Origin of the sequence: Actinomadura rayongensis, assembly GCF_009831215.1 — a bacterium.
GTDB classification, from domain to species: domain Bacteria; phylum Actinomycetota; class Actinomycetes; order Streptosporangiales; family Streptosporangiaceae; genus Spirillospora; species Spirillospora rayongensis.
The window spans coordinates 112377-136205 of the sequence record NZ_WUTW01000010.1 but is presented as its reverse complement, the minus strand read 5'-3'; the positions used below and the strand labels follow the sequence as shown (position 1 = coordinate 136205).

Genomic DNA, 23829 nt, shown 5'->3' with positions numbered 1-23829 from the left:
GCGATGCGGGTCAGGCGGAAGGAACGCGGAGAGCGGTGAAGAGGATCTCGCGGCGGAGATGGAAGCCCAAGGACTCGTAGAGACGTACGGCGGTGACGTTGCTCGCGGCGGCGTGCAGGAACGGCGTCTCACCCCGGGCGTGGATGCCGGCGATGACGGCGCGGATGAGACGGGTGGCGAGGCCGTGGCCGCGATAGTCGGGGTCGGTGCAGACCGCGCTGATCTCAGTGTGGCCGGGCGGGTGCATGCGTTCGCCCGCCATCACGACGAGGCGGCCGTCACGGCGGATCCCGAGATAGGTCCCGAGTTCGATGGTGCGCGATGCGAAGGGGCCGGGCTCGGTGCGGGCGACCAGGTCGAGCATCTCGGGCACGTCAGCCGGGGTGAGCACGACGGCCTCGGGGTCGGGCCGGCCGTCGGCGGCCGAGCCGACGAGCTGCACGCCCGGAATGGTGAAGATCCTTTCCCAGTCGTCGGGGAAGGACGTCACGCCGGCGACGGTGAACTGGCCGCCCGGTCCGGCGAGGGCGGCGGCGTCGGCCCAGTCGGACGCGGACGGCTCGATCGGCAGCGCTCCGAACGGCGACACGTCGGTGGCGTAGCGGACGGCGCTGCCGTGCCGTTCGGCGAAGCCGGCGTGCGGGCCGTCCAGCGACGAGTGCACGGGATTGTCGAGCGGGTGCCGTGGCGTCTCGGGGTCGCCGTGCGGGGGCTTGGCACCTGCTTCCAGCATGGTCTCTCCTCACCGAAGGACGTCCGCGCGCTCGACCCGGCCTGGGATCGAGGCCGACCGGTGTCCGGACGGCGGGTTCGCGGCGTCGTCACGGTCGGCGTTTGCATCGTGCCACGTGCTCGCGCGTGCTTCGGCCGCGGGGCGCCGTCGTCGCCCGGAACGGCCCGGCGGAGCGCTCCCGGCCGTCGTGGCCGCGCAGGGCGTCAGGAAGAACGGACGTCGCGCCGGAGCGGTCGAAGGGAGGAGCAACGACGGACACTGCGCGGCAACGGCCGAGGGGACGGGCGAGGGGACGAGCGAGGACGGACGCGGTGTCCGGACGGCTGAAGGGCGAGAAATGACTCGGTTGGTAGCGCCGTCCAGGCAGGTGGGCTCGGGACGCAGAGGTCACGATGAGACGGCCTTCGGCAGGAATGGGGTGTGGCCGGTCCCGGTGGTGCCGGTCTGGGGGAACAGGCCGCGTTCGATGAGGCGGGGGAGCACTCCCTCCCCGAACCAGTACAGCTCTTCCAGGTGCGGATAGCCGGACAGGACGAACTCGTCGATCCCGAGCGCCGCGTACTCCGCGATGCGGTCGGCCACCTCGCCGTGGCTGCCGACCAGCGCCGTCCCCGCGCCGCCGCGCACGAGCCCGACCCCGGCCCACAGGTTCGGCGCGATCTCCAGGGCGTGCGGGTCGCGCCAGGTGCCGTCGGCGCGGCTGCGCTCGTGCAGTTCCCGCATCCGGCGCTGCCCGGTGGACTCGCTGCGCGCGAGATTGGCCTGCGCGGCGGCGACGACGTCCTCGCCGAGCGCGTCCACGAGCCGTCCCGCCTGCGCCCAGGCGTCCTCGGCGGTGTCGCGAGTGAGGACGTGGAGCCGGATCCCGAACCTGAGCCGACGGCCGCGGGCGGCGGCCAGACCGCGGATCCACTCGATCTTGCGGGCGACGGCGTCCAGCGGCTCGCCCCAGGTGAGGTAGACGTCGGCGTGCGAGGCCGCGACCGGGCCGGCCGCCGCCGAGGAGCCGCCGAAGTACAGAGGCGGGACCGGGTCGGGGATGGTCGGCAGCCGCGCCGCGTCGATGTCCAGGTGCGCGCCGCGATGGGTGACGGTCTCACCCGCCCAGAGCTGCCGGACGACCGACAGGAACTCGTCGCAGCGCGCGTAGCGCTCGTCCTTGGACAGATGGTCGCCGTACGCGCGCTGCTCGTGCGCCTCGCCGCCCGTCACCACGTTGAGCAGCAGCCGTCCGGGCGCGTGCGCCGAGAACGTCGCCGCCATCTGCGCGGCGAGCGTCGGGCTGATCAGGCCGGGCCGGAACGCCACGAGGAACGCGAGGCGTTCGGACTCGCGCGCCAGCATCGCCGTCGTCAGCCACGCGTCCTCGCACCACGCGCCGGTGGGCGTGAGCGCGCCGGCGAAGCCGAACTCCTCGGCGGCGCGCGCGATCGACGCCAGATAGCCGATCGAGGCGCGCCGGTCACCGGACGCGACGCCCGCGGGCTGCCCGTGGCCGCCGCCGACGATGAACCGCGAATCGCCGTAGGTGGGCAGGAACCAGTGCAGCGTGAGGGACATGGGGGTGGGGATCCTTTCTCAGAGCAGACCGTGGCGCGGCGGCGGGGTGCGCGACAGCAGCCAGCGGCCGACGTGCTGCACCTTCCACCGGCCCGGGTCGTGCAGGGTGTGCGTGCGCGCGTCCCGCCAGTGGCGGGACAGGTTGAGGGACGCGGCGGCAGACCGGGTGCCGCCCAGCTCGAACAGCGCCGACGACGCGTCGACCGCGGCGCGGGCGGCGGCGACCTTCGCGACGGCGGTCGCCACGGACGCGCGGGCGGCGGCGTCGGCGGTCGGCTCGGGTTCGGCGGCGTCGATCGCCAAGGCGGCCTCCCGCAGCAGCGCCTCGGCGCCCCGGACGATGATCTCGATCTCGCCCGCCTGCTGGACGACCAGCGGGTCCTCGGCGGCGGTGTCCGCGCCGCTCTCGAACCACGGCCGGGCCTTCGCCACCGCGACGGCCGCCGCGTCCAGCGCGCCGCGCGCGATGCCGGCGTCGATGGCGGCATGGAGAAGCTGGGCGCGGGCGCCGTAGGTCGTCGGCCCGTCGAACAGCGGCGTGTACGGGACGACCTGGTCCGCGTCGACCCGTACCGACGCGAGCCGGACCGTGCCGCTCGCGGTCGTGCGCTGTCCCATGCCGTCCCAGTCGTCCTCGACCGTGACGCCGGGCGTTCCGCGACGGATGTAGGCGAGCCCCCGCGCGGGCCCGCCGCCGGGCGGGGGCGGTGCGTCGGTGAGGACAGCGCGCACGACGAGCCAGTCCGCGAAGAGCGCGCCCGTGCTGTAGAACTTCTCGCCGTCCAGCACGTAACCGCCGGGCACGGGACGCAGCGTCGTCGCGTCGTCGGCCGCCGTTCGCCCGCCCCGCTCGGACTGCGCGTTGGCGAACCGCTCCCCGGCCAGCGCCGCGGCGAAGTACCGGGCCTGCTGCTCCTCGGTCCCGAGCCGACGCAGGGCGTCGAGGAACACGAAGTGGCTCTGCGGGATCTGCGCGAGGCTCGCGTCGGCGGCGGCGAGCGTCCGGAACACCTCGGCGAGCGTCGGCGCGTCCGCCTCCGCGCCGCCGAAGCGGGCCGGTACGGCGATGCCGAGCAGTCCGGACTCCGACAGCTCCGCGAGTTCGGCGGCGGGCGCCCGCCGCTCGGCGTCGCGTGCGCCCGCACCGGGAGCGAACGCGGCGGCGAGCTTGCGGGCGACCTCGACGGCCTCGCCGGCGGTACGGATGAGATGGGCCATGCGGGGGTCTCCGTCCGGACCCGGCGGGCGGCCCGAGCCGCCCGCCGGGTCGTTGCGTCAGCGGTACAGGGAGAACTCGGGCGCGCGCCGGTTCAGCGTCCAGTCCCCGACCTCGCGGGCCTTGTACGCCACCGGGTCGTGGACGGTGTGCGTCCGCAGGTTGCGCCAGTGCCGGTCGAACCCGTACGCGCTGGTCGTCGCCCGCGCGCCCTGGATCTCGAACAGCCGGGACGCCGCCGCCAGCGACACCTTCGTCGTCAGATACTTCGCCTCGTAGATCGCCACGGCGGCCTCGGCGCGCTCGTCGGCGGTGAGCGACGGGCCGACGTCCAGCGCGTGCTGGAGCGCGTCGCCGGCGCGGTCGGCGAGCAGCGCCGCCGCGCGGATCTCGCTGCGCAGCTCCCCGACGGTCTGGAGGATGTAGGCGTCGTCGGTCGCGCGGTCCACGCCCGAGGTCTCCCAGGGGGCGGCGTGCAGGCGCGTCCAGTCCAGCGCCTCGTCCAGCGCGCCCTCGGCCGTCCCGATGTAGAAGTTGACGAACGCGAGCTGCCAGTGCGGCGTGACGAGCGTCTGGTACGGCGTGAGGGTCCGCCCGGTGAGCGGGTCCTCGCCGAGGATCTCCGACCGCTCGACGCGCGCGTTGTCGAACTCGACGCCGCCGGAGTCGGTGAGGCGCTGCCCGATGTTGTCCCAGTCGCCGAGCGCGCGGAACCCGTCGCGTCCGGCGGGCAGCGAGACGAACACCAGCTCGCCCTCGAAGGCGGCGGTCACCGAGAGCTGGTCGCCGAGGCTCGCGCCGGACGCGAAGGAGCGGCGGCCGTTCAGCCGGAACCCGTCGCCGTCGCGGGTCAGGACGAGGTCGGAGCCGCCGCGCGGGTTCTGCACGCCGCCCCAGAACAGCTTCTCCTCGGCGTTGCGCCGCGACTGCGCGTCGGCCTGCTCGGGCGTGCCGAACAGCGGCGCGATGCGGGTCTGGGCGTAGTGGTAGCCGATCAGGTGGGCGATGGACGTGTCGCCGCGCGCGATCACGCGGGTGATCTGGGACGCCTGCGCGTAGGTCAGGCCGTCACCGCCGTACTCGACGGGTTCCTGCACCTGGAGCAGGTCGTGGCCGCGCAGCAGCTCGACCTCGGCGCGCGGCGTCCGGTTGGCGCGGTCGCGCTCGGCGGCGGTGGCGCGCAGTTCGGCCGCGACGGTCTCCGCGCGGCGCAGGGCCGCGGCGTACCGGTCGGTGTCGTCGGCGCTGGTGGTGACGTGGTCGGTGAGCCGGGTCTCGACGGACATGCGTGATCTCCTTGGAAGACGGAAGCGAGCAGGTCGTGGAAAGACGGTTCACGGACACAGGGCGCTGCACGTCCTGCGCAGGTCGATGTGGCGGCGGCGGACGAGACGCATCGGACGTCAGGAACCGATCCGGACGGGCTCGGCGGCGTCGGCCTCCAGCTCGCGGACGAGGGGCAGCACGCGCTTCCCGAAGTACTCGACGTCCTCCAGGTAGTGCAGGAACCCGAGGAGGAACAGGTCCACGCCGCGCCGCTTGTAGGCGACGATCCGCTCGGCGATCTGCTCGGGCGTCCCGATCAGCCCGGTGCGGAACCCGTCGTTGTACTGGACGAGGTCGGCGAACTCCGAGTCCTCCCACATGCCCTTGCCGTCGGACGTGGACCGTCCGGCCTGCTTCACGGCGGCGCCGAAGCCCTCGACGGCCGTCTGGTCGGCCTTGGCGACGATCTCGCGCAGTACGTCGCGGGCCTCGGCCTCGGTGTCGCGGGCGATGAGGAAGGCGTTGAGGCCGAACCGCACGCGCCGTCCGTGCCGGGCCGCCTCGGCCTGGACGTCGGCGATCTGCTCGGAGACGCCGTCGAGGTCGCGGCCGTTGCTGAAGTACCAGTCCGACACGCGTCCCGCCATGAGCCGCGCGCTCGTGGAGTTGCCGCCCTGGAAGATCTCCGGATGGGGCCGTCCGGGTCCGGTGAGGGGCTTGGGCCGCAGGTCGAAGTCGTGCAGGCGGTAGAAGTCGCCGCCGAACTCGGCGTGCTCGGACGTCCAGATCTCGCGCAGCACGCGGATGAACTCCTCGCTGCGCCGGTACCGCTCGTCGTGCTCCAGCCAGGGTTCGCCGAGCTTGGTGAACTCGTCCTTGAACCAGCCGCTGACGACGTTCACCGCGGCCCGTCCGCCCGAGAGCTGGTCGGCCGTCGCGATGAACTTGGCGAGGACGCCGGGATGCCACAGCCCGGGGTGGACCGCCGCGATCACCTTCAGCCGCTCGGTGGCCAGCAGCAGGGCCAGGCTGAAGCCGGTCGACTCGTGCTGGTACGCGGCGCCGTAGGACGCGATGTACCGCACCTGGCTCAGCGCGTACTCGAACCCGTTGTTCTCGGCGAGGACGGCCAGCTCGCGGTTGTAGTCGTACCCCCAGTCGGTGCGCTGCTCGATCTTGCTGACGACCAGGCCGCCGCTGACGTTCGGCACCCAGTACGCGAACTTCAGCGGTTCCGGTTTCTCCAGTTTGTCTATCGACATAGTCTAGATTGTGGTCAAGCCGCCCGACCTGGGTCAATGTCATCTTTCCGAACGGGCGATAAGCCGAACCTGTCAGCGGGGCCGGGAGGACGGACGATGCGGATCGAACAGCTCGAATGCGTCGCGGCCATCACCCGGCTCGGGTCGATGCGCCGCGCCAGCGAGTCCCTGCACCTCTCCCAGCCCGCGCTGAGCCAGACCATCAGCAACCTGGAGCGCGAACTCGGCGTCACGCTGCTCGACCGGCATCGCGCGGGCGCCCGGATCAGCGCCGAGGGACGCGAGCTGCTGCCCTGGATCACCGAGGTGATCGACGCGGTGCAGCGGCTGCGCTCGGCCGCCGACGACCAGTCGCGGACGCGGCAGATGATCCGCGTCGGCACGGTCAACGCCGCGACGGTCCCGCTCGTCACCCCGGTCATGGACGCGTTCCGCGCCGCGCATCCCGAGACGCAGGTGGAGCTGGTCACCGCGCAGCAGACCGAGATCCAGGACGCGCTGCGCGGCGGCGGCCTGGACCTCGGGCTCGTCAACCTCATGGACGGCGACGACGTCGCGTCCGACCTGGCCGCCGTCGAGCTGCTGCGGGGCCGTCCCACCGTGTGCTGCCGCGCCGACAGCCCGCTGGCCCGGCTCGACGCGATCGGCCCCGAGGCGATGTTCGCCGAGCCGTTCATCGCGATGCGCGCCGGATACGTGATGCACCGCTACGTCCACCGTCTGCTCGGCGGACGTCCGCCGTCCTTCGCCTACTCGGTGGACGGCGCCGAGATGGGCAAGGTCATGGTCGCCGAGGGCCTCGGCGTGACGCTGCTGCCGGACTACAGCGTCGCCGACGACCCGCTCGAACGGCACGGCGTCATCACGTACCGGCCGCTGGACGCCGACGTTCCGGACGTCGTCCTCGTGGCCCAGCACGCGCGGACCCGGCATCTGGCCGGGGCGGTCCACCGCATGATGCGCCTCCTGACGACCCAGGCCGCGCGCTGGCGTCCGGCCGCCGCGCGGAACGGCGCGTGCGCGGAACGGCCGCACGTCCGGGGCGACGAGCCGCACGGCGCCGGGCCGGGATGACGCGCGTCAGCCGGACGGCGCGGAGTTCCCGCGCCGGAGCGTCTGGGTCGGCGTCTCGCCGAAACGCTGCCGGTAGTGGGTCGAGAAACGGCTCATGTGGACGTACCCGGCGGCGTGCGCGACGCGGGTGACGACGTTCGCGCCGGGCCGCGCGGCGAGCAGGTCCCGGCGGGCCTGGTCGAGCCGCACGCCGCGCAGGAGCTGCGTCGGTGTGAGCCCCCACCGGTTCCGGCAGACGAACTGCAGGTGCCGGACGCTGATCCCGGCGGCGCGGGCCATGTCCGCGACGCCGATCGGCTGGTCGTAGTGCGCCTGGATCCAGTCGTGGATGACGTCGGCGAGATGGTGCGGGGACCGCCGCGGAGGCTCGGTGAGTTCGGCCGTGGCGGTGTGCGGCAGGCCGAGGAGCACCGCGGTGAGCAGAGAGTCCTCGAGGTTGCGCGCGGCGAGGGGGTGCAGGCCGTCGGCGGTGGCGTGGTCGAGGATCGAGCAGACGTGCCGCCAGGTGCGGCCGACGATCTCCAGCGGCGCGGCGGCCGGGCCGGTGCCGCCGAAGCGCAGCGGCGCCTCGGCGTCCCGGCCGAGATAGTCGCGCAGATGGTCGGCCAGCCGGCCCGTGCTGGTCGCGATGACCAGGCAGCCGCGCGTCGGGTGCGGCGTCATGCGCATGCGCTGCTCGTGGGACAGGACGAGCGTCCCGTCGGCGACGGTCCGCTCACCGTTCCCGCAGTACTCGACGCCCATCGGCGCGTTCGGGGCGCACATGGCGAACTCGCCCTCGGTGGGCGGCGTCTCCACGACGACGCCGCTGCCGCCGTAGCGCACCCACACGAGATTGACCGAACCCACCGAGAGGCCGTTGACCATGCCGTCGAGCGGACGCCGCGGTTCCAGCGCGTCGAGCGTGTGCCCGACGGCCAGCGGTTCGACGGCGCCGTGCAGTTCGTGAATGTCGTTGCTCGCGACCCGCTGGTACGCGGTGAGAAGCGGTGGCGAAAGGTCCGCCGGGCAATTGTCGTCCGCGCGGGCGGACTCGGGCAGCTCGATTCGCGTCATGTGTGGTGTCGTGCGTGGGGGACGGTCCCGTCAGGATAGTCGACCGGCGTGGGCCGCACGCCCCGCGCCGCCAAACGCGGAAAGACCTCGGCGGCGAAGTACGGGAGTTCGTCCGCGTAATTGAGGAACGAGAGGGCGATCCCATCGAATCCGGCCCCGGCGAAGGCGGCCAGGGCGTCCGCGACGTCGTCGGGGTCGCCGACGATCGGGCAGCTCCCGTGCCCGGCGGCGAACCGGTCGCGGAAGACCTGGAGCATCTCGGGCGTGAACGACTGCGCGTGCAGGCCCTGCAGCCGCATGACCTCGTCCACGGCGGGCCAGTCGGCGTGCTCGTCGGCGTAGTAGCGCAGGTGGTCCTCGGCCTCGGCGCGGGTCGGACGGCACACGACGTGCCCCAGCGTGAACACCCCGACCGAGCGGCCGTGCGTCGCGGCCTCCGCGCGGATCGCCGCGACGACCTGCGCTCCGTCGTCGGGACCGGCGACGACCGTGAACGCGCGGTCGGCGTTGCGGGCCGCGAAGGACCGTCCCTGCGCGGACGACCCGGCGTTGATGACGGGCAAACTGTCGCCGTTGTACGGCTTCGGGGACCCCACGACGTTCCTGAGCCGGAAGAAACGGCCCTCGTGGTCGAACGGCTCGTCGCTGGACCAGATCCGGCGGACGACGTCCCACCACTCCTGGGCGAGCGCGTACCGGACGTCGTGGTCGTCCGGCAGCGACAGGCCGAACATCTCGTACTCGGGAGCGTGCCAACCGGCGACGATGTTCAGCCCCGCCCGGCCCGCGCTGATGTGGTCGGCGGTGGCGAGCTGCTTGGCCGCGACGACCGGGTGGTGGAACGCCGTGTGCAGGGTGACGAAGACGCGGACGCGCCGGGTCGCGGTGAGGAGCCCCGACGCCCAGACGAGCGGGTCCAGGGTGCTGCGGTGGAAGTCGGTGTCCTTGCCCCAGTCGGTCCAGCGGGCGACGGGCAGGAGGAAGTCGATTCCGGCGTCGTCGGCGAGCCGGGCCAGCCGCAGGTTGTTCTCCCAGGTCGCCCGCCAGCGTTCCGGCGCCGTGGTGATGGCCAGGCCCGATTCGGTGTTGGGAGAGAACAAGCCGATCTGGAATCCCACGGCCTCCGCCTTCCGGTTTTCGTATTCCGGCCCCCAGTATCGGACTCGTGATCTCCTGGGGCAATGGGCGCGCAGAGGCGCGTGAATGGCCGTTTTCAGCCATTCCCGTGTGATCACCGTGCGGTGCCGGGCGGTGACGCGGAAGGCGCGCTCAGTTCCGGGGCGCCACCGGAATGACGCTCACCGCGAGCCGGTCGAAGGGGCCGTCGGGGCGGGCGCCGAGCCGTCGTCCGCGCGCCGTCGCGTACACGACGACGTGCGCCGCGCCGCGCTCGCCCGCCCAGCGCGTGGCGTCCGCGACGGCCTCGGACAGGTGGACGCCGCACGCCTCGGCCGCCCGCGGGACGCAGCGGCCGGTCCCGGTCTCGACGCGGATCTGGAAGCAGGGCGGCCGGCCGCAGCACGGGGAGGAGCAGGACGGGAGCGGGGCGAAGGGGGAGCCGGTCGGCATCGGCGTGCTCATTCCGGGGCGTGGTCGGATGGGTGCGGGCGGCGGCCCGGCGGCTGCGTCCGGTCGCGCCGGGAGGCGTTCCGGGCGGGTGGATCCGCCGGGGTCGCGCACTGGCATGGCTCCGTCTCGTGGTCGCGGGTCGGGCCTCCCGCGCGGCACGGAGGCGGGAGCCCGGAGCGGTCCGGCCGGGACGGGGAGCGGCGTGCTCGCCGTCCGCCGGTCCGGCGCCGGCGGGGAAAGCCGGTGCCGCCGGCTCGGCCGCCGCTCGATCATCATGCCGGACGCCATGAGGCGTCGGCAACGTAACCGGGTCAGCACACGCGCATTTGGCGTTTTCTGGATATTGAAATGTCCGCGACCGCGTCGTTGACCGATTTCGCCGTCTTCCGGGCCCGGGTCGCGCGGCGTCAGTGCGCGACGACCCGGAGCGTGCGCAGTGACGGGTCCACGGCGTCCGGGACGAGCATCCCCGCAGGCGGTCCGCTGGCCAGGTAGTCGAGCACGGCCTCGGTGATCAGCTCGCCGGGCGCGAGGACGGGCACGCCGGGCGGGTACGGGCTGACCAGCTCGGCCGCGACGCGTCCCGCCGCCTTCTCGACCGGGACCTGCTCGGTCGGGGCGAAGAACGCGTCGCGCGGGAGCATCACGGTCTCCAGCGACAGCGTCTCGGGATCGGGCAGCCGGACCTGCGGCTGCGGCGCGATGCGGTCGACGTCGGCGGTCAGCCCGCGCAGCGCGTCCACGAGCCGGGCCTCGGTCGCGTCGTCGTCGGCGTGGGTGAGGCGCGCGTTGATCCGGCACTGGTCGGCGGCGCCGACGTCCACGTGACAGGCCGTCCGCAGCCACTCGGCGGCCTGCATCCCGCTGATGCCGAGGTCGCGCACGTCGATGCTGATGGCGAGCGGGTCCAGGTCGGCGGCGTGGTGCGGACCGACGACCTCCCGTCCCATCGGCCGCAGCCCCGGCATGTCGGCGATCGCGGCGCGGACGCGCGCGGCGCGGGCCAGCGCGGCGTCCAGCAGCCCGTGCCCCTGCTCCACCATCTGCCGCCGCCAGCCGTCCAGCGACGCGTAGACCAGGGACGACGCACTGGTCGTCCCGAGGAGGTCCTCGCGGAGCTTGAGGACGGCCGGGTCGATGCGGTCCCCCTGGAGGTGGAACACTGAACTCTGCTCGATCGCGCCGCCCATCTTGTGGACGCTCGTCACGACGAGATCCGCGCCGCACGACATGCCCCACGCGGGCAGGTCGGGGTGGAACGGCAGGTGCGCGCCCCACGCCTCGTCCACGATGAGCGCCACGTCGCGGGAGTGGCACAGCTCGGCGATGCCCGCGATGTCCGCGCAGGTGCCCCAGTCGGTCGGCGTGATCAGCAGCATGCCCTTGGCGTCGGGGTGGGCGTCGAGGGCGCGTTCGACGTCGGCGGCCTCCGGCGGGTGCGCCAGGTGCCGCTCGGCGTCGAAGTGCGCGTGGACCCAGACCGGGTCCGTCCCGTTGATGATCACGCCGGACACGACGGACTTGTGCGCGTTCCGGGAGACGAGCAGCTTCTCGCCGGGCCCCGCGACGGCGAGCATCGCGGTCTTGACCGACAGCGAGCTGCCGCACGTCGAGAAGAAGGACCGGTCGGCGCCCACGGCGTCGGCCATCAGTTCCTGCGCCCTGCCGAGCACGTTCTGGGACTCGCGGCGGTCGTCCAGCCCGTTGAGGAGGAGGACGTCGGAGGCGAACACGCCCTCGCCGAGAACGTCCAGCACCCGGGGGTCGACGCCGCGTCCCTGCTTGTGGCCGGGCGGGCCGAACACCACGTCGTCGCGCTCGCGGAACTTCGTCAGCGCGTCGAGCACGGGCGTCTCGGAGTGGTCCATGTCCTCCTCCTCGATCGGGGGCGCGGGGAGACCGGTCGCCTACCCGGCGTACGGGTCGGAAAACCGGACGGTCAGAAGGGCAGGCCGTAACCGCAGGACACGGGCTTGCGGTGCGCGGGGTCCAGCGTGTTGGCGATGTAGCGCGCCACCGCCCCGTCGTACGCCAGGCCGATGTGGCCGACGCCGTCGGACGGGCACCAGTCCTGGACGTAGGTGTTGGTGACGCCCTGCTCGCGGACGAACGCGGTGTCGGTCGGCGTGACCAGCTCGTCCGACTTGCTGGCGATCACCGTGTAGTCGACGCCCGGCTGGACGATCGCGCTGGACGTCAGCCGCTCGATCTCGGGCGCGCCGGTCGTGAGCTGGGTGCAGGCGACGCACCCGGCGCCGGTGAGCACCTGGTTGACCTGGGACATGATGCCGAGCTGCTGCGCGAGCGTGACGAGCCCGGCGAACGTCGTGCCGTGGGTCGGCGGCGCGAGCGCCACCACCTGCTCGATCTTCGCGGCGTAGCCCGGCAGGAACTTCGGGATGGCCAGGGAGAGGTAGCCGCCCTCGGAGTGGCCGATCACGTCGACCTTCGACGCGCCAGTGGCGGCGAGGATCTTGTCGATCCGCGCGGCGTTCTCCTTCGCGGACGCGTCCACCGACACCAGGCCCCCGACCGGGATCGGGGGCAGCGCCTCGCCGTACGTCTCGGCGTAGACGCAGTACCCCTCGCCCATCAGGAACGGGCCGAGGGTGAGGAAGTTGCCGGGCCCGTTGCCGCCGAGCCCGTGGAGCAGCAGGACGGGTTCGGGGTGGGCGGCGGACGGACGGCAGTTGTAGTCGTTGAAGCCCGACGAGGGCGGGGCGGCGTCGGCGCGTCCGGCCAGGAGCGGGACGAGCAGGGCGGACGCGGCCAGGACGGCGGCGAGACGGCGGCGCATGGGACCTCCGGCGCTGGGGGAGACGCCATTAGAGCACGCTGCCGTGTTACGAACAAGAACTCTTGTTGATAACTCGCGCGCCGGTAATGTCGGGACCGTGACACACGCGGAAGCGGCCGACGCGCCGCGCGGGCGCCGGATCCGGGGCCTCGACGCCGACCAGCGCAGGGAGCAGCGCCGCCGCCAGCTCCTGGAGTCGGCGCTGGAACTATGCGCGGCGCACGGGTACCACAACGTCTCGATCGAACAGCTCTGCCAGCACGCCTATGTCGGCACCAAGAGCTTCTACGAGATCTTCCCGAGTCGCGAGGACTGCTACATCGCGCTCGTCGGATGGATCAGCGAGCAGATCATGGGCGAGATGACCGCCCACCGCGCCGCCGCGCCGCCCGACGCCCCGGACGCCGAACGCGCGCTGATCGCGGCGTTCGCGCACGCGCTGGTGGACGATCCGCGCCGCGCGCTCGTCACGTTCGGGCAGGCGAGCGGCGTCTCACCGGCCGTCGAACGGCTGCGCCGCGCGAACCGCCGCTGGGCCGCCGAGTTCGTGGAGCGCTTCTGGCGCGACGCGGGAACGGTCGGCCCGGACGCCGACGTTCACCGCATCGCGATCGGCCTGGTCGGCGGCCTCTTCGACCTCGTCGCCGACTGGCTCCTCACCGACGACCCGGCCGTGGACACGCTGATCGACGACCTCCAGGCCTTCTACACGGCCGTCCGCACCGGCGTCGCCACCCCCTGAACAACCAACCCCGGGCCGGGCCAGTGTCTCGATGAGCCGCACGAGATCCGCCGCGCCGTCCGCGTCGTCGGCCCAACGCGGCAGGACGGGCAGCGGCCCGAGCCGGCCGAGCACCACGCCCTCCCGGCCGAGGACGAACACGAGCGCCGGTAGGGCGGATCGGGCATTGCCGTCGGCGAACGGGTGGAAGAAGCAGACGTCCAGGTAGGCGCGCGCCGCCACCGGGGTCCCGTCGCCGGGCGGCGTCCCGGCTCCTCCAGGAGACCGCGCCATTCGAGGAGAGAGCGGGCGACCGTGCGCAGCGTCTCGCCGGTCCCGGGCCAGCCCGTAAGGGAGGAGGTCCGCGGCGCTACTTGATGAAGCCTTGCTGGCGCATCCAGTCGCGGGCGACGAAGACGGGGTCGTTGCCGTCGACGTCGGCCTTGGCGTTCAGGGCGGTCATGACGGGGGTGGTGAGCTTGGGCGCGATCTGGGCGAAGATGCCGGTGAGTTCGGGGTGGGCGCGCAGCAAGGGCTCGCGGATGGTGATCGCCGGGTTGTAGATGGGGAAGAAGCGGCGGTCGTCGTCCAGCACGGTGAGGTGGAGCGCCTTGTTGCGGCCGTCGGTCGCGGTGACCTCGCCGAACGTGCAGCGGCCGTGCTGGACGGCGTTGAAGATGACGCCCGTGTTCATCTGGAGGACGTTGCCGGACGGGACGGTCGACCCGTAGTTCAGCCCGTAGGCCTTCAGCATGCCGCGCATCCCGTCGTTGCGGGAGAAGAACTCCGACTCGACGCAGAACGTCCGCTGCGCGACCGGCACCTTCGCCATGTCCGACAGCTTCGTCAGCCCGTACTTGCGCTGGGCGGACGCGTTGACGGCGAGCGCGTAGGTGTTGTTGAGCGGCGCGGGCGGGGCGAGCCAGGCGATGTGGTTCTTGCGCAGGTCCAGGTCCCGGACGGCGGTGAACTGCCGTCCGGCGTCCGGGATGGGGTTCTCCTGCCCGAGGTAGGTGATCCAGCCGGTGCCGGTGTACTCCCACATCAGGTCGTTGTTGCCGGTGGTGATGGACCGGCGGGCCGACGCGCTGCCCTGCACGTTCGTGTGGTCCTTCACCTTCGCGCCCGCGGCCTTGAGCGCCAGCACCGCGATCTTGCCGAGGATGAGCTGCTCGGTGAACTCCTTGGACGTGACGCGGAACGTGACGTCCTTCAGGCCGGGGATCGGCCGGATGCTGCCCGGCTCGACGTCCGGGATGAACGCCGAGGCGGGTTTCAGGCCGCAGCCGGCCAGCGTCAGCGCGGCGCACGCGGCGAGAGCGGTCCGCGACCGCCGTCCGGTGAGCATTCAGAGTCCCTTCGGGGCGAGGAGCCGGGTCGCGACGCCGCCGAGCCAGTCGATGAGCAGCGCGAGCAGCGCGATGAGGACGCAGCCGGTCAGCAGCACCGGCGTCCGCTGCGTGGTGACGCCCGTGGTGACGAGGTCGCCGAGCCCGCCGCCGCTGATGAACGAGGCGATGCTCGCGGTGCCGACCATCAGCACGAGCGTCGTCCGGATCCCCGCGAGGATCACCGGGGCGGCCAGAGGCAGCTCGACACGGCCCAGGACGGCCGGCGCCGACATGCCGATGCCCCGTCCCGCGTCGGTGAGCGTCGGATCGACTTGCTGCAGGCCCACCATCGTGTTGCGCAGCGCGGGAAGCATGCCGTACGCGACGAGCGCGACGATCGCCGTCCAGAACCCGATGCCCCAGATCACGGCGAGCAGCACGACGACGCCGATCGCGGGCGCGGACTGCCCGATGTTCGCGACGCCGAGGACCAGCGGCGTGGCGCGGCGGACGCGCGGACGGCTCAGCGCGATGCCGAGCGGGATCGCGATGACCAGCACGATCGCCGTGGACGCGAGCGCCAGCTCGATGTGCTCCCACGTCTTCTGCGCGACGTAGCGGGGGGCGAGGACGCGCTTCTCGATGCTGTCGAGGTGCTCGTTCTCGACGTAGAGCATCCAGCCGAGGCCGGCGACGACGATGAGCAGCGGTTGGAGCAGCGCGCGCCAGGACCGTCCGGCCGGGGCGTGCAGCGCGTCCTGCGTGCCCGTCCCGGCGGCGGCGTCCTCGGTGTCGCCGAGCGGCGGCGCGGTCACGCGCCCGCCCCCGCGCGCTCGGCGGTGCGGCGCATCTCCCGGATCGCGTTCTGGACGGTCGCGAGCGTGACCGTGCCCTGGTAGACGCCGCCGCGCCCGACGACCGGGACGCACTCGTGGTCGCTCTGGATCAGCGTCTCCAGCGCCTGCTGCAGCGTGTTGCGTCCCCGGATCGGGTCGGCGACGTCCTCGCCGCGCTCGCCGACGGGACCGGTCACGCCGTCCAGGTTCGCCGCGGTGATCCAGCGGACGGGACGGCGCCGCTCGTCCAGCACGACCGCGAACCCGGTGTCGCCGAGCCGGTCCCGGACGGCGTCGGCGTCGTCGCCGGGGGCCGCCTCGGGCACCTGCTGGAGCGGCACGTCCGCGACACGGCTGAACCGCAGCAGCCGCATCGCCTGGCCGCCGCCGATGAACTGCTCGACGTAGGCGTCCGCCGGGTTGAGCAGGATCTCCTGCGGGGTGCCGAACTGCGCGATCCGCGAGCCCTTGTCGAGGATCGCGATGCGGTCGCCGAGCTTCAGCGCCTCGTTGATGTCGTGGGTGACGAACACGATCGTCTTGCCCAGCTCGTCCTGCAGATGCAGCAGCGAGTCCTGGAGGTGTTCGCGGGTGATGGGGTCGAGCGCGCCGAACGGCTCGTCCATCAGCATGACCGGCGGGTCGGCGGCGAGCGCCCGGGCGACGCCGACCCGCTGGCGCTGCCCGCCCGACAGCTCGCGCGGATACCGGTCGCGGTACTGGTCGGGGGGCAGGTCGACGAGGTCCAGCAGTTCGTCGACGCGGTCGGCGATCCGCTTGCGGTCCCACTTCAGCATCTGCGGGACGAGGCCGACGTTCGTGGCGACCGTCATGTGGGGGAACAGCCCGGCGTCCTGGATGACGTAGCCGATGTGGCGGCGCAGCTCGGTCGGGTTGAGGCCGAGCGCGTCCCGTCCGGCCACGGTGATCTTCCCGGACGTCGGCTCGATCAGCCGGTTGATCAGCCGCATCGTGGTCGTCTTGCCGCTGCCGGACGGGCCGAGCAGCACGACGATCTCGCCGACCGGGACCGTCAGCGTCACGTCGTCCACCGCGGGCGTCTTCTGCCCCGGATAGCGCTTGGTGACGTTGATCAGTTCGATCCCGGCACGGTCGGTGGCCGGGGCCGCGCCGGCGGCGGGGGAGTCCGGCGCGTCGGGGGAGCTGTCAGGCACGGATCCCTCGCGGTGTGGTCAGACGGCCGATCACGAGGAAGCAGCCGTCGAAGAGCAGGGCCAGGACGATCACGCCGAGCGTTCCGGCGAGCGTCATGTTGACGGAGTTCGCGCCGCCGAGCCGGCCGAGCCCGGAGAAGATCTGCTCGCCGAGGCCCGGCCCGGACACGTACGCGGCGATCGCGCCGATGCCCATCGCGAGCTGCGTGGCGACGCGCGCGCCGGTGAGGATGACCGGCCAGGCGAGCGGCAGCTCGACGCGCAGCAGGATCCGGCCGCGCCCCATGCCGATGCCGCGCGCCGCGTCCACGAGGGTGCGGTCCACGCCGTTCAGGCCGACGATGGTGTTCCGCACGATCGGGAGCAGCGAGTACAGCGTCAGCGCGACGACGCTCGGGGCGACGCCGAGGCCGAGCGGGGTGATGAGCAGGCCGAGCAGGGCCAGCGACGGGATCGTGAACACGGCCCCGGCGGTGCCGGTGGCGAACCCCGACAGCCGCGGGCTCCGGTACACGAGCACCCCGACGGCGACTCCGAGGAGGAGCGCGGCCACCACGCACTGGAACACCATGCTCGCGTGCTGCCACGTCTCGAACACGAGCAGTTCCTGGCGGCTGCGCAGGTACTCCCAAAAGTTCACGGGTGATCACTACCACTGGGCTGTTCGGATCACACCTCTGTGACCGGATCGTGCCCTTCCCGCGGGAGCGCCGCCCGCCCGCACGTCGCTGCGACGAACTGACGTGTCGGGCGGGCGTCCTGTCGGCGGATCAGGTCAGTTTGAGGGCCTGCGCCAGGGCGCGCAGGGTGGGGAGCGGGTCGGCGTCGTCCGCGGTGAGGGGCTGGAGGGCCACGTGGTTCGCGCCAACTTCGAGATGCCGCGTCACCGCCGCCGCGACCGTCGCGGCGTCGCCGTGCGGGGCGAGCTCGTCGATGAGGGCGTCGCTGCCGTCGCCGGCGATGTCCTCGTCGGTCCAGCCGAGGCGACGCAGGTTGTTCGTGTAGTTGCTGAGCTTGAGGTAGGGATGCGCGACTTTTCCGCGGGCCGTCGTGCGGGCGCGGTCGGCGTCCTCGTCCAGGACGACCTTCTGCTCGGGCGCGAGCAGCGCGTCCGGGCCGAGGATCTCGCGCGCCCGCCGGGAGTGCTCGGGCGTGACGAGGTAGGGGTGCGCGCCGCGCGCCCGCTCGGCGGCGAGCCGCAGCACCTTCGGGCCGAGCGCCGCGAGGACGCGGCCGTCGACGGGCACGCCGCCCGCGTCGAGCCGGTCCAGGTAGGCGACGATCGTGTCGTACGGGCTCTGGTACTCGCGCGTCGCCTCGGGGTGGCCGATCCCGACGCCGAGCAGGAACCGTCCGGGGTGGGCGTCGGTGATCCGGCGGTAGGACGCGGCGACGTCGTCGGCGGACGTCGCCCACATGTTGACGATGCCGGTCGCGATGACGATCCGGTCGGTGGCGGCGAGCAGGCGCTCGGCGACGTCCAGGTCCGCGCCGGGCGAGGAGCCGAGCCAGATCGCGCCGTAGCCGAGCGCCTCGGCCTCCCGGGCGAACTCCGGGCTCGTCTCCTGCCAGCGCCGCCAGATCCCGAACCGGCCGACGTCGATGTCCGTCATGTCTCCTCCGCTTCGCGTGATGGGGAAAGGCCGTCCTTCCACGGACGCAAGAGCGTCCGCCGGGCCAACGTTGTTCCGCGTACCCGCGCGTCGGCGGCGAATCCGCTCGGGGTCACGTCTCGGCGGGCGCCGCGCGGAGGTAGCGCAGGAAGAGGTAGTCGCCGTCCTGGATCGCATGGCGGAGCGTCATCCGCTGCAGGTCGATGATCCGGCCGTTCATGATGCGCGGCGCGTCGCCCGCGACGAGGACGGGGCTCAGCGTCAGGCACAGCTCGTCCACGCGCCCGGCCGCGGCGATCTCGGCGAGCAGCGTCGGCCCGCCCTCGCAGAGCTGGCGGGCGAGCCCGCGGTCGGCGAGGTCGGCGAGCATCGCGGGGATGTCGGCGTCGTGCTCGCCGTGCAGCAGCACCCGGGCGCGCGTGCGCGCCTTGCGCAACCGGTCGGCCGGCGCGGACGCGCAGGTATAGAGGAGCGGCGGGACGGGCGCGTCGGCGAACAGCGGGCCGTCGAAGTCCAGGTCGAGGCTCCGCGACACGATCGCCAGCTCGGCCGCCGAGGCCGGGTACTCGCCGTACTCCCGGATCGTGGTCGCTCCCATGACGACGACGTCGGCCAGCGTGCGGAAGCGGCGCATCAGCTCCCAGTCCGCCGCGTAGCCGAGCGCGCCCGTGTCGCCCTTGTAGCGGATCGCCCCGTCCAGCGACGAGATCATGTTGGCGCGCAGCCACGGCGTCGTGGCGGGATACGAATAGGCCTCCAGCATCGCGTCCATGTCCATGCCTGCACTCTAGGCGGACGGTCCGGAAACGCCCGTGTCACGGTGCGCGCATCCCGCCGCGACGCTCCGTAGCGTTCCGTGCCATGAACGAGATCCTCGTGGGCGTGGACGAGTCGGAGCAGAGCACGGCGGCCGTGGCGTGGGCCGCGGCGGAGGCGGAACGGGCCGGCGCGCGGCTGCGGCTCGTCAACGTCGCCGGGGCGTGGCTGCTGGCGGACAGCAACGATCCGCGCGTCCGGGAGGCCCGCACCTGGCTGGCGCAGGGCGGCCGGGACGCGCTGGAACGCTGCGCGGCGCACGCGCGCTCGGTCGCCCGCGACGTCGAGGTGCGCGTCGAGCAGCTGCCGGGGCAGCCCGCGGGCGTGCTCGTCGACGAGGGACGCGCCGCGCTGATGACCGTCGTCGGCTCGCACGGCGCGGGACGGCTCACCGGCGCGTTCCTCGGCTCCGTGGCGTCCCAGGTCGCCGCGCACACGACCGTGCCGGCGGTGGTCGTCCGCGAACCGGGCTCGTTCCCCTACGGCGAAGTGCTCGTCGGCGTGGACGGCTCGCCGACCTCGGCCCGCGCCATCGACGTGGCCTGCGCGATCGCGGCGCGGCGCGGCGCCCGGCTGCGCGCGCTGCTGGTGTTCGACGAGCCGCTGCCGGTCGGCGGCGGGGCGCTGGTCCCGCCGGTGGACGAGCCCGACGCCGCCGACCGCGAACGGGCGCTCGCCGAGGCGCTGGCCGGACGGCAGGAGCACCATCCCGACCTGGAGATCGTCCAGGAGGTGGTGGCGGGCCGTCCCGCCCGCGTCCTCGCCGGGGCGAGCGCCCGCGCCGACCTTCTCGTCGTCGGCTCGCGCGGACGCGGCGGCTTCACCGGCCTGCTGCTCGGCTCGGTCGGCCAGGCGATGCTGCACCGCGCGCACTGCCCGGTCGCGGTCGTCCCGCCGGAGCGGCACTGACCGATCGGAGCGCCGCGCGTCCCCGCTTTGTGAGTCGAGTGACAACGGCGGCCGATCACCGCGTGTGGGTGCTGAGTGTCCCCTGACCGAACGGCGCTCTACGGTCGGGATTCCCGGGGATACGGAGGTGCGCGGTGACCGCGACGAGGACGCAGAGGGACGGGGGCTGGCCGGTGTCGATCTCCGCCGAGCCTTGGCGGGAACTGCCCGACGGGGCCGCCGTATGGCTGCGGGCCCACCTCGCGGCCGTCGAGCAGTACATGATCGACGGCGTGCTGCGCGAGGTGCCCGAGTACGCGCGGCCCGGCGACCCGCAGTACCGGCAGGTCGTGGAGGCGGCCGTCGGGTTCGCGATGGAGCACTTCGTCCGGCTGATCGACGATCCGGAGACCTCCTGGGACGACGTCCACAAGGTCTACTTCGACGTCGGGTACGGCGAGGCCGTCGAGGGACGCAGCCTGGAGCACTTCCAGAACGCCATGCGCATCGCGTCCCGGCTCGCCTGGCGGTACCTGTCGACCGAGTACGAGCGCGAGGGCCGTCCGCTGGAGTTCCTCAGCGCGATGGCCGAGGCGAACTTCGCGTACCTGGACGAGCTGTCGTCCGCCGCCGCCGACGGATACGCGCGCGCCAGGGAGAAGGCGGCGGGGGAGCGGGAGCAGCGCCGGGCGCGGCTGCTGTCCCTGCTGCTGTCGGACGCGCCCGTCCCGCCGAACGTGATCGCCGAGCAGGCGGCGGTGGCGGGCTGGCGCCTGCCGCGCCGTCTCGCGGTCGTGGTGCTGCAGCCCTGGCCGGGCAACGGCGGCGAAGGGCCGGCGGGCCTGCCGCCGGAGATGCTCGTCGGGCTGGACCAGGGCCGGCCGTGCATCGTCGTCCCCGACCCGGAGGGCCCAGGGCAGGTGGACCGGCTCGCCGGGACGCTCGCCGGATGGACCGCCGCCGCAGGGCCGACGGTCGCGCCCGAGGAAGCCCGGATGTCGCTGCACTGGGCGCGGCGCGCGCTGGACCTCGCGCCGGGGCCGCGCGAGACGGGCCGTCCCCGGCCCGGCCGGCTGATCCGCGCGGAGGAGCACCTTCCCGAACTGCTGATCCAGGAGGGCGGGCCGCTCGTGGACGTCGTCGCCGCGCGCCGCCTCGCCCCGCTCCAGCTGCGCAACCGCTCGAAGAAGGGGCTGAGCCTCGCGGTCACGCTGCTGGAGTGCCTGAAGAACGGGTTCAACGCGACGGACGCGGCGGTGGCGCTGAACGTCCATCCGCAGACCGTCCGCTACCGGATGGCGCAGCTCACCGAGATGTTCGACTTCGACATCGAGGACCCCGAGATCCGGCTGGAGCTGATGCTGCTCCTGCGCGCGTGGATCCGGCAGGCGCGCGAGGACGCGGACACGGTCGGCTGAGAGAAAAGGAGACCCCTTCCCTTTCCCGAACGGCGCGCTGCGGGAAGGGGAAGGGGTCCGTCTGGGGGCCCGGCGCGGGGCTCAGGATCCTCCGGGGTCGCCGGGCAGCAGGGAGAACCGGCGTCCGGAGCGGCGCTTGGCCGCGCGTCCCTTCGCCGGCGCGGGCTTCGGCGCCGAGCGCCGCCGCGTGCCGTCCTTCGCGGGCTTGGACTTCGCCGCCTTCGGCTCGTCCTGCTTCGCCCCGGCGGACGGGGAAACCGGCTCGTCGCGCATCGCCTCGGGCCGAGGCTCGTCTCGCTTCGCCTCGACCGGCAGCGGCTGGGCCGCCTCGGGCTCGTCGTGCTTCGCCTCGACGGGCAGCGGCAGCGGCTGGGCCGCTTCGGGCTCGTGTCGCTCCGCGGCGACGGGCAGCGGCTCGGCCACTTCCGGCTTGTCCTGCTTCGCCGTGACGGGCAGGGACGCCGACGCTTCCGGCCGCGCCGCCTTGGCGGGCGGGGACGCCGATGCCTCCGGCTGCTCTGCCTTGGCGGGCAGGGACTCCGACGCCTTCGGCCGCTCCGCCGTGGCGGGAAGGGAGTCCGCCGCCTTCGACGCGCGTCGCTTCGCCCTGGCGGGCTTGGCGGCCTTGGTCTTCTTGGCGGCCTTCGCGGGCTCGGGCGCCGCAGCGGGCGCGTCGAGCCGCGCCGGGACGGCCGGAGCCGGCTCGGGGACCGGCGTGACGCGACGGGGCAGGACGACGGTCGCGGCGGCCGACGAGGCGGACGCGGTGGCGAGCCGGCGGGCGGCCTTGTCGCGGTGCCCGCGCCGTGCCATCCGCACGCGCGTCATCAGGAGGATCTGACCGGCGAGGAGCGCGGCCATCCAGCCCGCCGCGCCCGGGCCGATCTTCTGCGCGATGGGCAGCGACGCCGCCGCCGAGCGCAGCGCCGTCCTCGTGGACGCGACGGCGATCTGGTCCGGCGTCGCGGTCGCGACCTGCGGGTCGGACACCGGCGGCAGCGCGACCTCGGGCGCGTCCACCGGGGGCGCGGTCGGCATCGTCGGCGCGGTCGTGATCGGCAGCGAGGGAATCGCGCCGCCGCCGGGAGTGCCGTTGTTGCCGGGGTCGTGCGGCGAGGCGGTCGGCGGCTTGCTGTGCGACGGCTTAGGCGTCGGCGTCGGCGAGTGCTTCGGCGGCGTGGTCGGCTTGTCGACCGTTCCGGGGACGACCTGCATCGACTTGGCGTCGCTCGCGGCGGTCACCAGCCGGGGGCCGGTGACGACGGCGTCGACGGTGATCGAGCCGGCCGCGGCGCCCGACGGCACGGTGATCTGCGCGGTGACCGTCTTGGGCGCCAGGTACACGGTGCCCAACGTTCCGCTCGCCGGGCTGACCGAAGCCTTGCCGGCGGAGATCGCCCACCGCGTCAGCGTCGAGGGGACGCCCTCCTCGGCCACCACCGTCATCGTGGCGGTGACGTGCGCGCCGGGCCGGACGGTGGCGTCGGAGAGCTGGAGCGTGACGTGGACGTGCGCGATCAGGTCCGGGTCGTCGGAGGTGTCCGCCGCCGCGAATGCCCCGGGGGAAACGCCGACGACGGCGAAGACCGCCGCCGCGCCGAGTCCCGCGATGAGCGGTTTCCGCGCCGACCGGAACGTCACGTGCTGTCCTCCCTCATGCTGTGCGCCAGACCGGCGCACAGTGAAGGCGATCACGATTGCGCCGGACTCGGCAAGGGTAACGGCCCCATATTGACGTGGTCCGCGCGTTTCGCCGGGTGCCGTTGTCCGGACGCGAGTGTTTTTGCTCGTCACTCGAGCGCACGGCGGGTGATCCGGCGATTTTTGCTCACTTTTTTATAATGTCGATCCCGGAGTGTTTCCGCGACGTTGCGCGCCGGAAAACTATCGGGTTTCATTAGGGCACCGGCCGTCTGGGCGGTATGTCTTGTTCGGCGTTCGCGGGCTTCGCTACGCTGCCGCACTTGACGAGGGGAACCCCAGACCGGAAGGCGGCGGAACCAATGGCCCTGTTCGGGACGCGGAGATCCGCTGCCGGAACGGCCGCAGGTCGGGGGTACGGACACCGGTGATTCCGGACGACGCCCTCTCGGCGGTCGGTGCGAAGGCCGACGTGAAGACCACGGTCCGGCCGTCGCCGATCGGCGACCCGGACCGCGCAAGCACGGCGACGGCCGCGCCCGCGGAACGCGATGGCATGTCCGGTGACGCCGAAGTCCCGGCAGTGTCCCCAGCGCCGCGCGGAAGCGCCACTCGCACCCGGCGGACGGCGCCTGCGGGCGAGCGGCGCGCGGCAGCCGCCCGAAGTGCGGAACCAATGCCGCGGTTACAACCGGACGGCGTTTTTTCCGCTGTCGGGGAATAGCAAATTTCATGAAGATGATTCAATGATCGTTACGCGCGAACCAGCGCGCTCATCCGGCCGGAACCCCCACGGCGGACCCTCTTCTTGCTCCCCGCAGAAAACGAGGTTGTCATCCGATGCCAAGAAATGTGAC

Annotated in this window: 22 protein-coding genes; 4 read left to right on the top strand and 18 right to left on the bottom strand. The window is 73.1% G+C overall.

The window, feature by feature from the left end:
- Positions 1–10 precede the first annotated feature (10 nt).
- The 6 genes from GQ466_RS29155 to sfnG all read right to left on the bottom strand — a co-directional run bounded on the left by GQ466_RS29155 (position 11) and on the right by sfnG (position 6037).
- Complete coding sequence (locus GQ466_RS29155; protein ID WP_161106284.1) at positions 11–733, bottom strand: GNAT family N-acetyltransferase; 723 nt, start codon at positions 731–733, stop codon at positions 11–13.
- 387 nt (positions 734–1120) lie between these two features.
- Positions 1121–2293 carry an LLM class flavin-dependent oxidoreductase gene (locus GQ466_RS29150; protein ID WP_161106283.1) on the bottom strand — a complete coding sequence of 391 codons (1173 nt, stop codon included), beginning with the start codon at positions 2291–2293 and terminating at the stop codon, positions 1121–1123.
- Positions 2294–2311: 18 nt separating this feature from the next.
- Positions 2312–3511 (bottom strand): SfnB family sulfur acquisition oxidoreductase, encoded by a 1200-nt coding sequence (locus GQ466_RS29145; protein WP_161106282.1) that lies wholly within the window; start codon positions 3509–3511, stop codon positions 2312–2314.
- Positions 3512–3568: 57 nt separating this feature from the next.
- Positions 3569–4795 carry an acyl-CoA dehydrogenase family protein gene (locus tag GQ466_RS29140; protein ID WP_161106281.1) on the bottom strand — a complete coding sequence of 409 codons (1227 nt, stop codon included), beginning with the start codon at positions 4793–4795 and terminating at the stop codon, positions 3569–3571.
- A gap of 48 nt (positions 4796–4843) precedes the next feature.
- Positions 4844–4906 carry a putative leader peptide gene (locus GQ466_RS33210; RefSeq protein ID WP_378186718.1) on the bottom strand — a complete coding sequence of 21 codons (63 nt, stop codon included), beginning with the start codon at positions 4904–4906 and terminating at the stop codon, positions 4844–4846.
- A 6-nt stretch (positions 4907–4912) separates the two neighbouring features.
- A complete protein-coding gene (sfnG, locus tag GQ466_RS29135) occupies positions 4913–6037 on the bottom strand; it encodes a dimethylsulfone monooxygenase SfnG (RefSeq protein WP_161106280.1) in 1125 nt (374 codons plus the stop codon).
- A 96-nt stretch (positions 6038–6133) separates the two neighbouring features.
- Here sfnG and GQ466_RS29130 point away from each other — a divergent pair, with 96 nt between their 5' ends.
- Positions 6134–7111, top strand: coding sequence for a LysR family transcriptional regulator (locus GQ466_RS29130; RefSeq protein ID WP_161106279.1), 978 nt, complete (start codon positions 6134–6136; stop codon positions 7109–7111).
- A 6-nt stretch (positions 7112–7117) separates the two neighbouring features.
- Here the strand turns inward: GQ466_RS29130 and GQ466_RS29125 are convergent, their stop codons facing one another.
- The 5 genes from GQ466_RS29125 to GQ466_RS29105 all read right to left on the bottom strand — a co-directional run bounded on the left by GQ466_RS29125 (position 7118) and on the right by GQ466_RS29105 (position 12533).
- On the bottom strand, positions 7118–8167 hold the full coding sequence (locus GQ466_RS29125; protein WP_161106278.1) for an AraC family transcriptional regulator: 1050 nt from the start codon (positions 8165–8167) through the stop codon (positions 7118–7120).
- Positions 8164–9285 (bottom strand): LLM class flavin-dependent oxidoreductase, encoded by a 1122-nt coding sequence (locus GQ466_RS29120; protein WP_161106277.1) that lies wholly within the window; start codon positions 9283–9285, stop codon positions 8164–8166. The genes GQ466_RS29125 and GQ466_RS29120 overlap by 4 nt, the downstream gene beginning before the upstream one ends.
- Before the next feature lie 151 nt (positions 9286–9436).
- Positions 9437–9736: a class I SAM-dependent methyltransferase gene (locus GQ466_RS29115; protein ID WP_161106276.1), complete on the bottom strand. Its 300-nt coding sequence runs from the start codon at positions 9734–9736 to the stop codon at positions 9437–9439.
- 407 nt (positions 9737–10143) lie between these two features.
- Positions 10144–11604: an aminotransferase class I/II-fold pyridoxal phosphate-dependent enzyme gene (locus GQ466_RS29110; protein ID WP_161106275.1), complete on the bottom strand. Its 1461-nt coding sequence runs from the start codon at positions 11602–11604 to the stop codon at positions 10144–10146.
- A 71-nt stretch (positions 11605–11675) separates the two neighbouring features.
- Complete coding sequence (locus tag GQ466_RS29105) at positions 11676–12533, bottom strand: lipase family alpha/beta hydrolase (protein WP_161106274.1); 858 nt, start codon at positions 12531–12533, stop codon at positions 11676–11678.
- 97 nt (positions 12534–12630) lie between these two features.
- Between GQ466_RS29105 and GQ466_RS29100 the strand changes: the two genes are divergently transcribed.
- Positions 12631–13275 carry a TetR/AcrR family transcriptional regulator gene (locus tag GQ466_RS29100; RefSeq protein ID WP_337193668.1) on the top strand — a complete coding sequence of 215 codons (645 nt, stop codon included), beginning with the start codon at positions 12631–12633 and terminating at the stop codon, positions 13273–13275.
- Positions 13276–13624: 349 nt separating this feature from the next.
- Here the strand turns inward: GQ466_RS29100 and GQ466_RS29095 are convergent, their stop codons facing one another.
- The 6 genes from GQ466_RS29095 to GQ466_RS29070 form a co-directional block, all read right to left on the bottom strand.
- Positions 13625–14602 (bottom strand): glycine betaine ABC transporter substrate-binding protein, encoded by a 978-nt coding sequence (locus tag GQ466_RS29095; RefSeq protein ID WP_161106272.1) that lies wholly within the window; start codon positions 14600–14602, stop codon positions 13625–13627.
- Positions 14603–15400, bottom strand: a complete 798-nt coding sequence (locus tag GQ466_RS29090) for an ABC transporter permease subunit (RefSeq protein WP_161106271.1) — start codon at positions 15398–15400, stop codon at positions 14603–14605. It abuts the gene before it with no gap.
- Positions 15397–16596: an ATP-binding cassette domain-containing protein gene (locus GQ466_RS29085; RefSeq protein ID WP_161106270.1), complete on the bottom strand. Its 1200-nt coding sequence runs from the start codon at positions 16594–16596 to the stop codon at positions 15397–15399. The genes GQ466_RS29090 and GQ466_RS29085 overlap by 4 nt, the downstream gene beginning before the upstream one ends.
- Complete coding sequence (locus GQ466_RS29080) at positions 16589–17236, bottom strand: ABC transporter permease subunit (RefSeq protein WP_161106269.1); 648 nt, start codon at positions 17234–17236, stop codon at positions 16589–16591. Before GQ466_RS29080 ends, GQ466_RS29085 begins: the two co-directional genes overlap by 8 nt.
- Before the next feature lie 130 nt (positions 17237–17366).
- Positions 17367–18209, bottom strand: coding sequence for an LLM class F420-dependent oxidoreductase (locus GQ466_RS29075; protein ID WP_161106268.1), 843 nt, complete (start codon positions 18207–18209; stop codon positions 17367–17369).
- Positions 18210–18321: 112 nt separating this feature from the next.
- The gene (locus GQ466_RS29070) at positions 18322–18987 is read right to left on the bottom strand and encodes a dihydrofolate reductase family protein (protein ID WP_161106267.1); all 666 of its coding nucleotides are present in this window, start codon (positions 18985–18987) and stop codon (positions 18322–18324) included.
- Positions 18988–19070: 83 nt separating this feature from the next.
- Here GQ466_RS29070 and GQ466_RS29065 point away from each other — a divergent pair, with 83 nt between their 5' ends.
- Positions 19071–19934 carry a universal stress protein gene (locus GQ466_RS29065; RefSeq protein WP_161106266.1) on the top strand — a complete coding sequence of 288 codons (864 nt, stop codon included), beginning with the start codon at positions 19071–19073 and terminating at the stop codon, positions 19932–19934.
- 134 nt (positions 19935–20068) lie between these two features.
- Positions 20069–21331, top strand: coding sequence for a PucR-like N-terminal domain-containing protein (locus GQ466_RS29060; protein WP_161106265.1), 1263 nt, complete (start codon positions 20069–20071; stop codon positions 21329–21331).
- Positions 21332–21412: 81 nt separating this feature from the next.
- Here the strand turns inward: GQ466_RS29060 and GQ466_RS29055 are convergent, their stop codons facing one another.
- Positions 21413–22972, bottom strand: a complete 1560-nt coding sequence (locus GQ466_RS29055) for a hypothetical protein (protein WP_161106264.1) — start codon at positions 22970–22972, stop codon at positions 21413–21415.
- Positions 22973–23829 lie beyond the last annotated feature (857 nt).

What these genes read in the sequence shown, in the direction of transcription:
- GQ466_RS29155 (WP_161106284.1), bottom strand. Translation starts at nt 733, where the DNA reads ATGCTGGAAGCAGGTGCCAAGCCCCCGCACGGCGACCCCGAGACGCCA.
- sfnG (WP_161106280.1), bottom strand. Translation starts at nt 6,037, where the DNA reads ATGTCGATAGACAAACTGGAGAAACCGGAACCGCTGAAGTTCGCGTAC.
- GQ466_RS29095 (WP_161106272.1), bottom strand. Translation starts at nt 14,602, where the DNA reads ATGCTCACCGGACGGCGGTCGCGGACCGCTCTCGCCGCGTGCGCCGCG.
- GQ466_RS29075 (WP_161106268.1), bottom strand. Translation starts at nt 18,209, where the DNA reads ATGACGGACATCGACGTCGGCCGGTTCGGGATCTGGCGGCGCTGGCAG.
- GQ466_RS29115 (WP_161106276.1), bottom strand. Translation starts at nt 9,736, where the DNA reads ATGCCGACCGGCTCCCCCTTCGCCCCGCTCCCGTCCTGCTCCTCCCCG.
- GQ466_RS29125 (WP_161106278.1), bottom strand. Translation starts at nt 8,167, where the DNA reads ATGACGCGAATCGAGCTGCCCGAGTCCGCCCGCGCGGACGACAATTGC.
- GQ466_RS29130 (WP_161106279.1), top strand. Translation starts at nt 6,134, where the DNA reads ATGCGGATCGAACAGCTCGAATGCGTCGCGGCCATCACCCGGCTCGGG.
- GQ466_RS29140 (WP_161106281.1), bottom strand. Translation starts at nt 4,795, where the DNA reads ATGTCCGTCGAGACCCGGCTCACCGACCACGTCACCACCAGCGCCGAC.
- GQ466_RS29145 (WP_161106282.1), bottom strand. Translation starts at nt 3,511, where the DNA reads ATGGCCCATCTCATCCGTACCGCCGGCGAGGCCGTCGAGGTCGCCCGC.
- GQ466_RS29150 (WP_161106283.1), bottom strand. Translation starts at nt 2,293, where the DNA reads ATGTCCCTCACGCTGCACTGGTTCCTGCCCACCTACGGCGATTCGCGG.
- GQ466_RS29065 (WP_161106266.1), top strand. Translation starts at nt 19,071, where the DNA reads ATGAACGAGATCCTCGTGGGCGTGGACGAGTCGGAGCAGAGCACGGCG.
- GQ466_RS29070 (WP_161106267.1), bottom strand. Translation starts at nt 18,987, where the DNA reads ATGGACATGGACGCGATGCTGGAGGCCTATTCGTATCCCGCCACGACG.
- GQ466_RS29105 (WP_161106274.1), bottom strand. Translation starts at nt 12,533, where the DNA reads ATGCGCCGCCGTCTCGCCGCCGTCCTGGCCGCGTCCGCCCTGCTCGTC.
- GQ466_RS29110 (WP_161106275.1), bottom strand. Translation starts at nt 11,604, where the DNA reads ATGGACCACTCCGAGACGCCCGTGCTCGACGCGCTGACGAAGTTCCGC.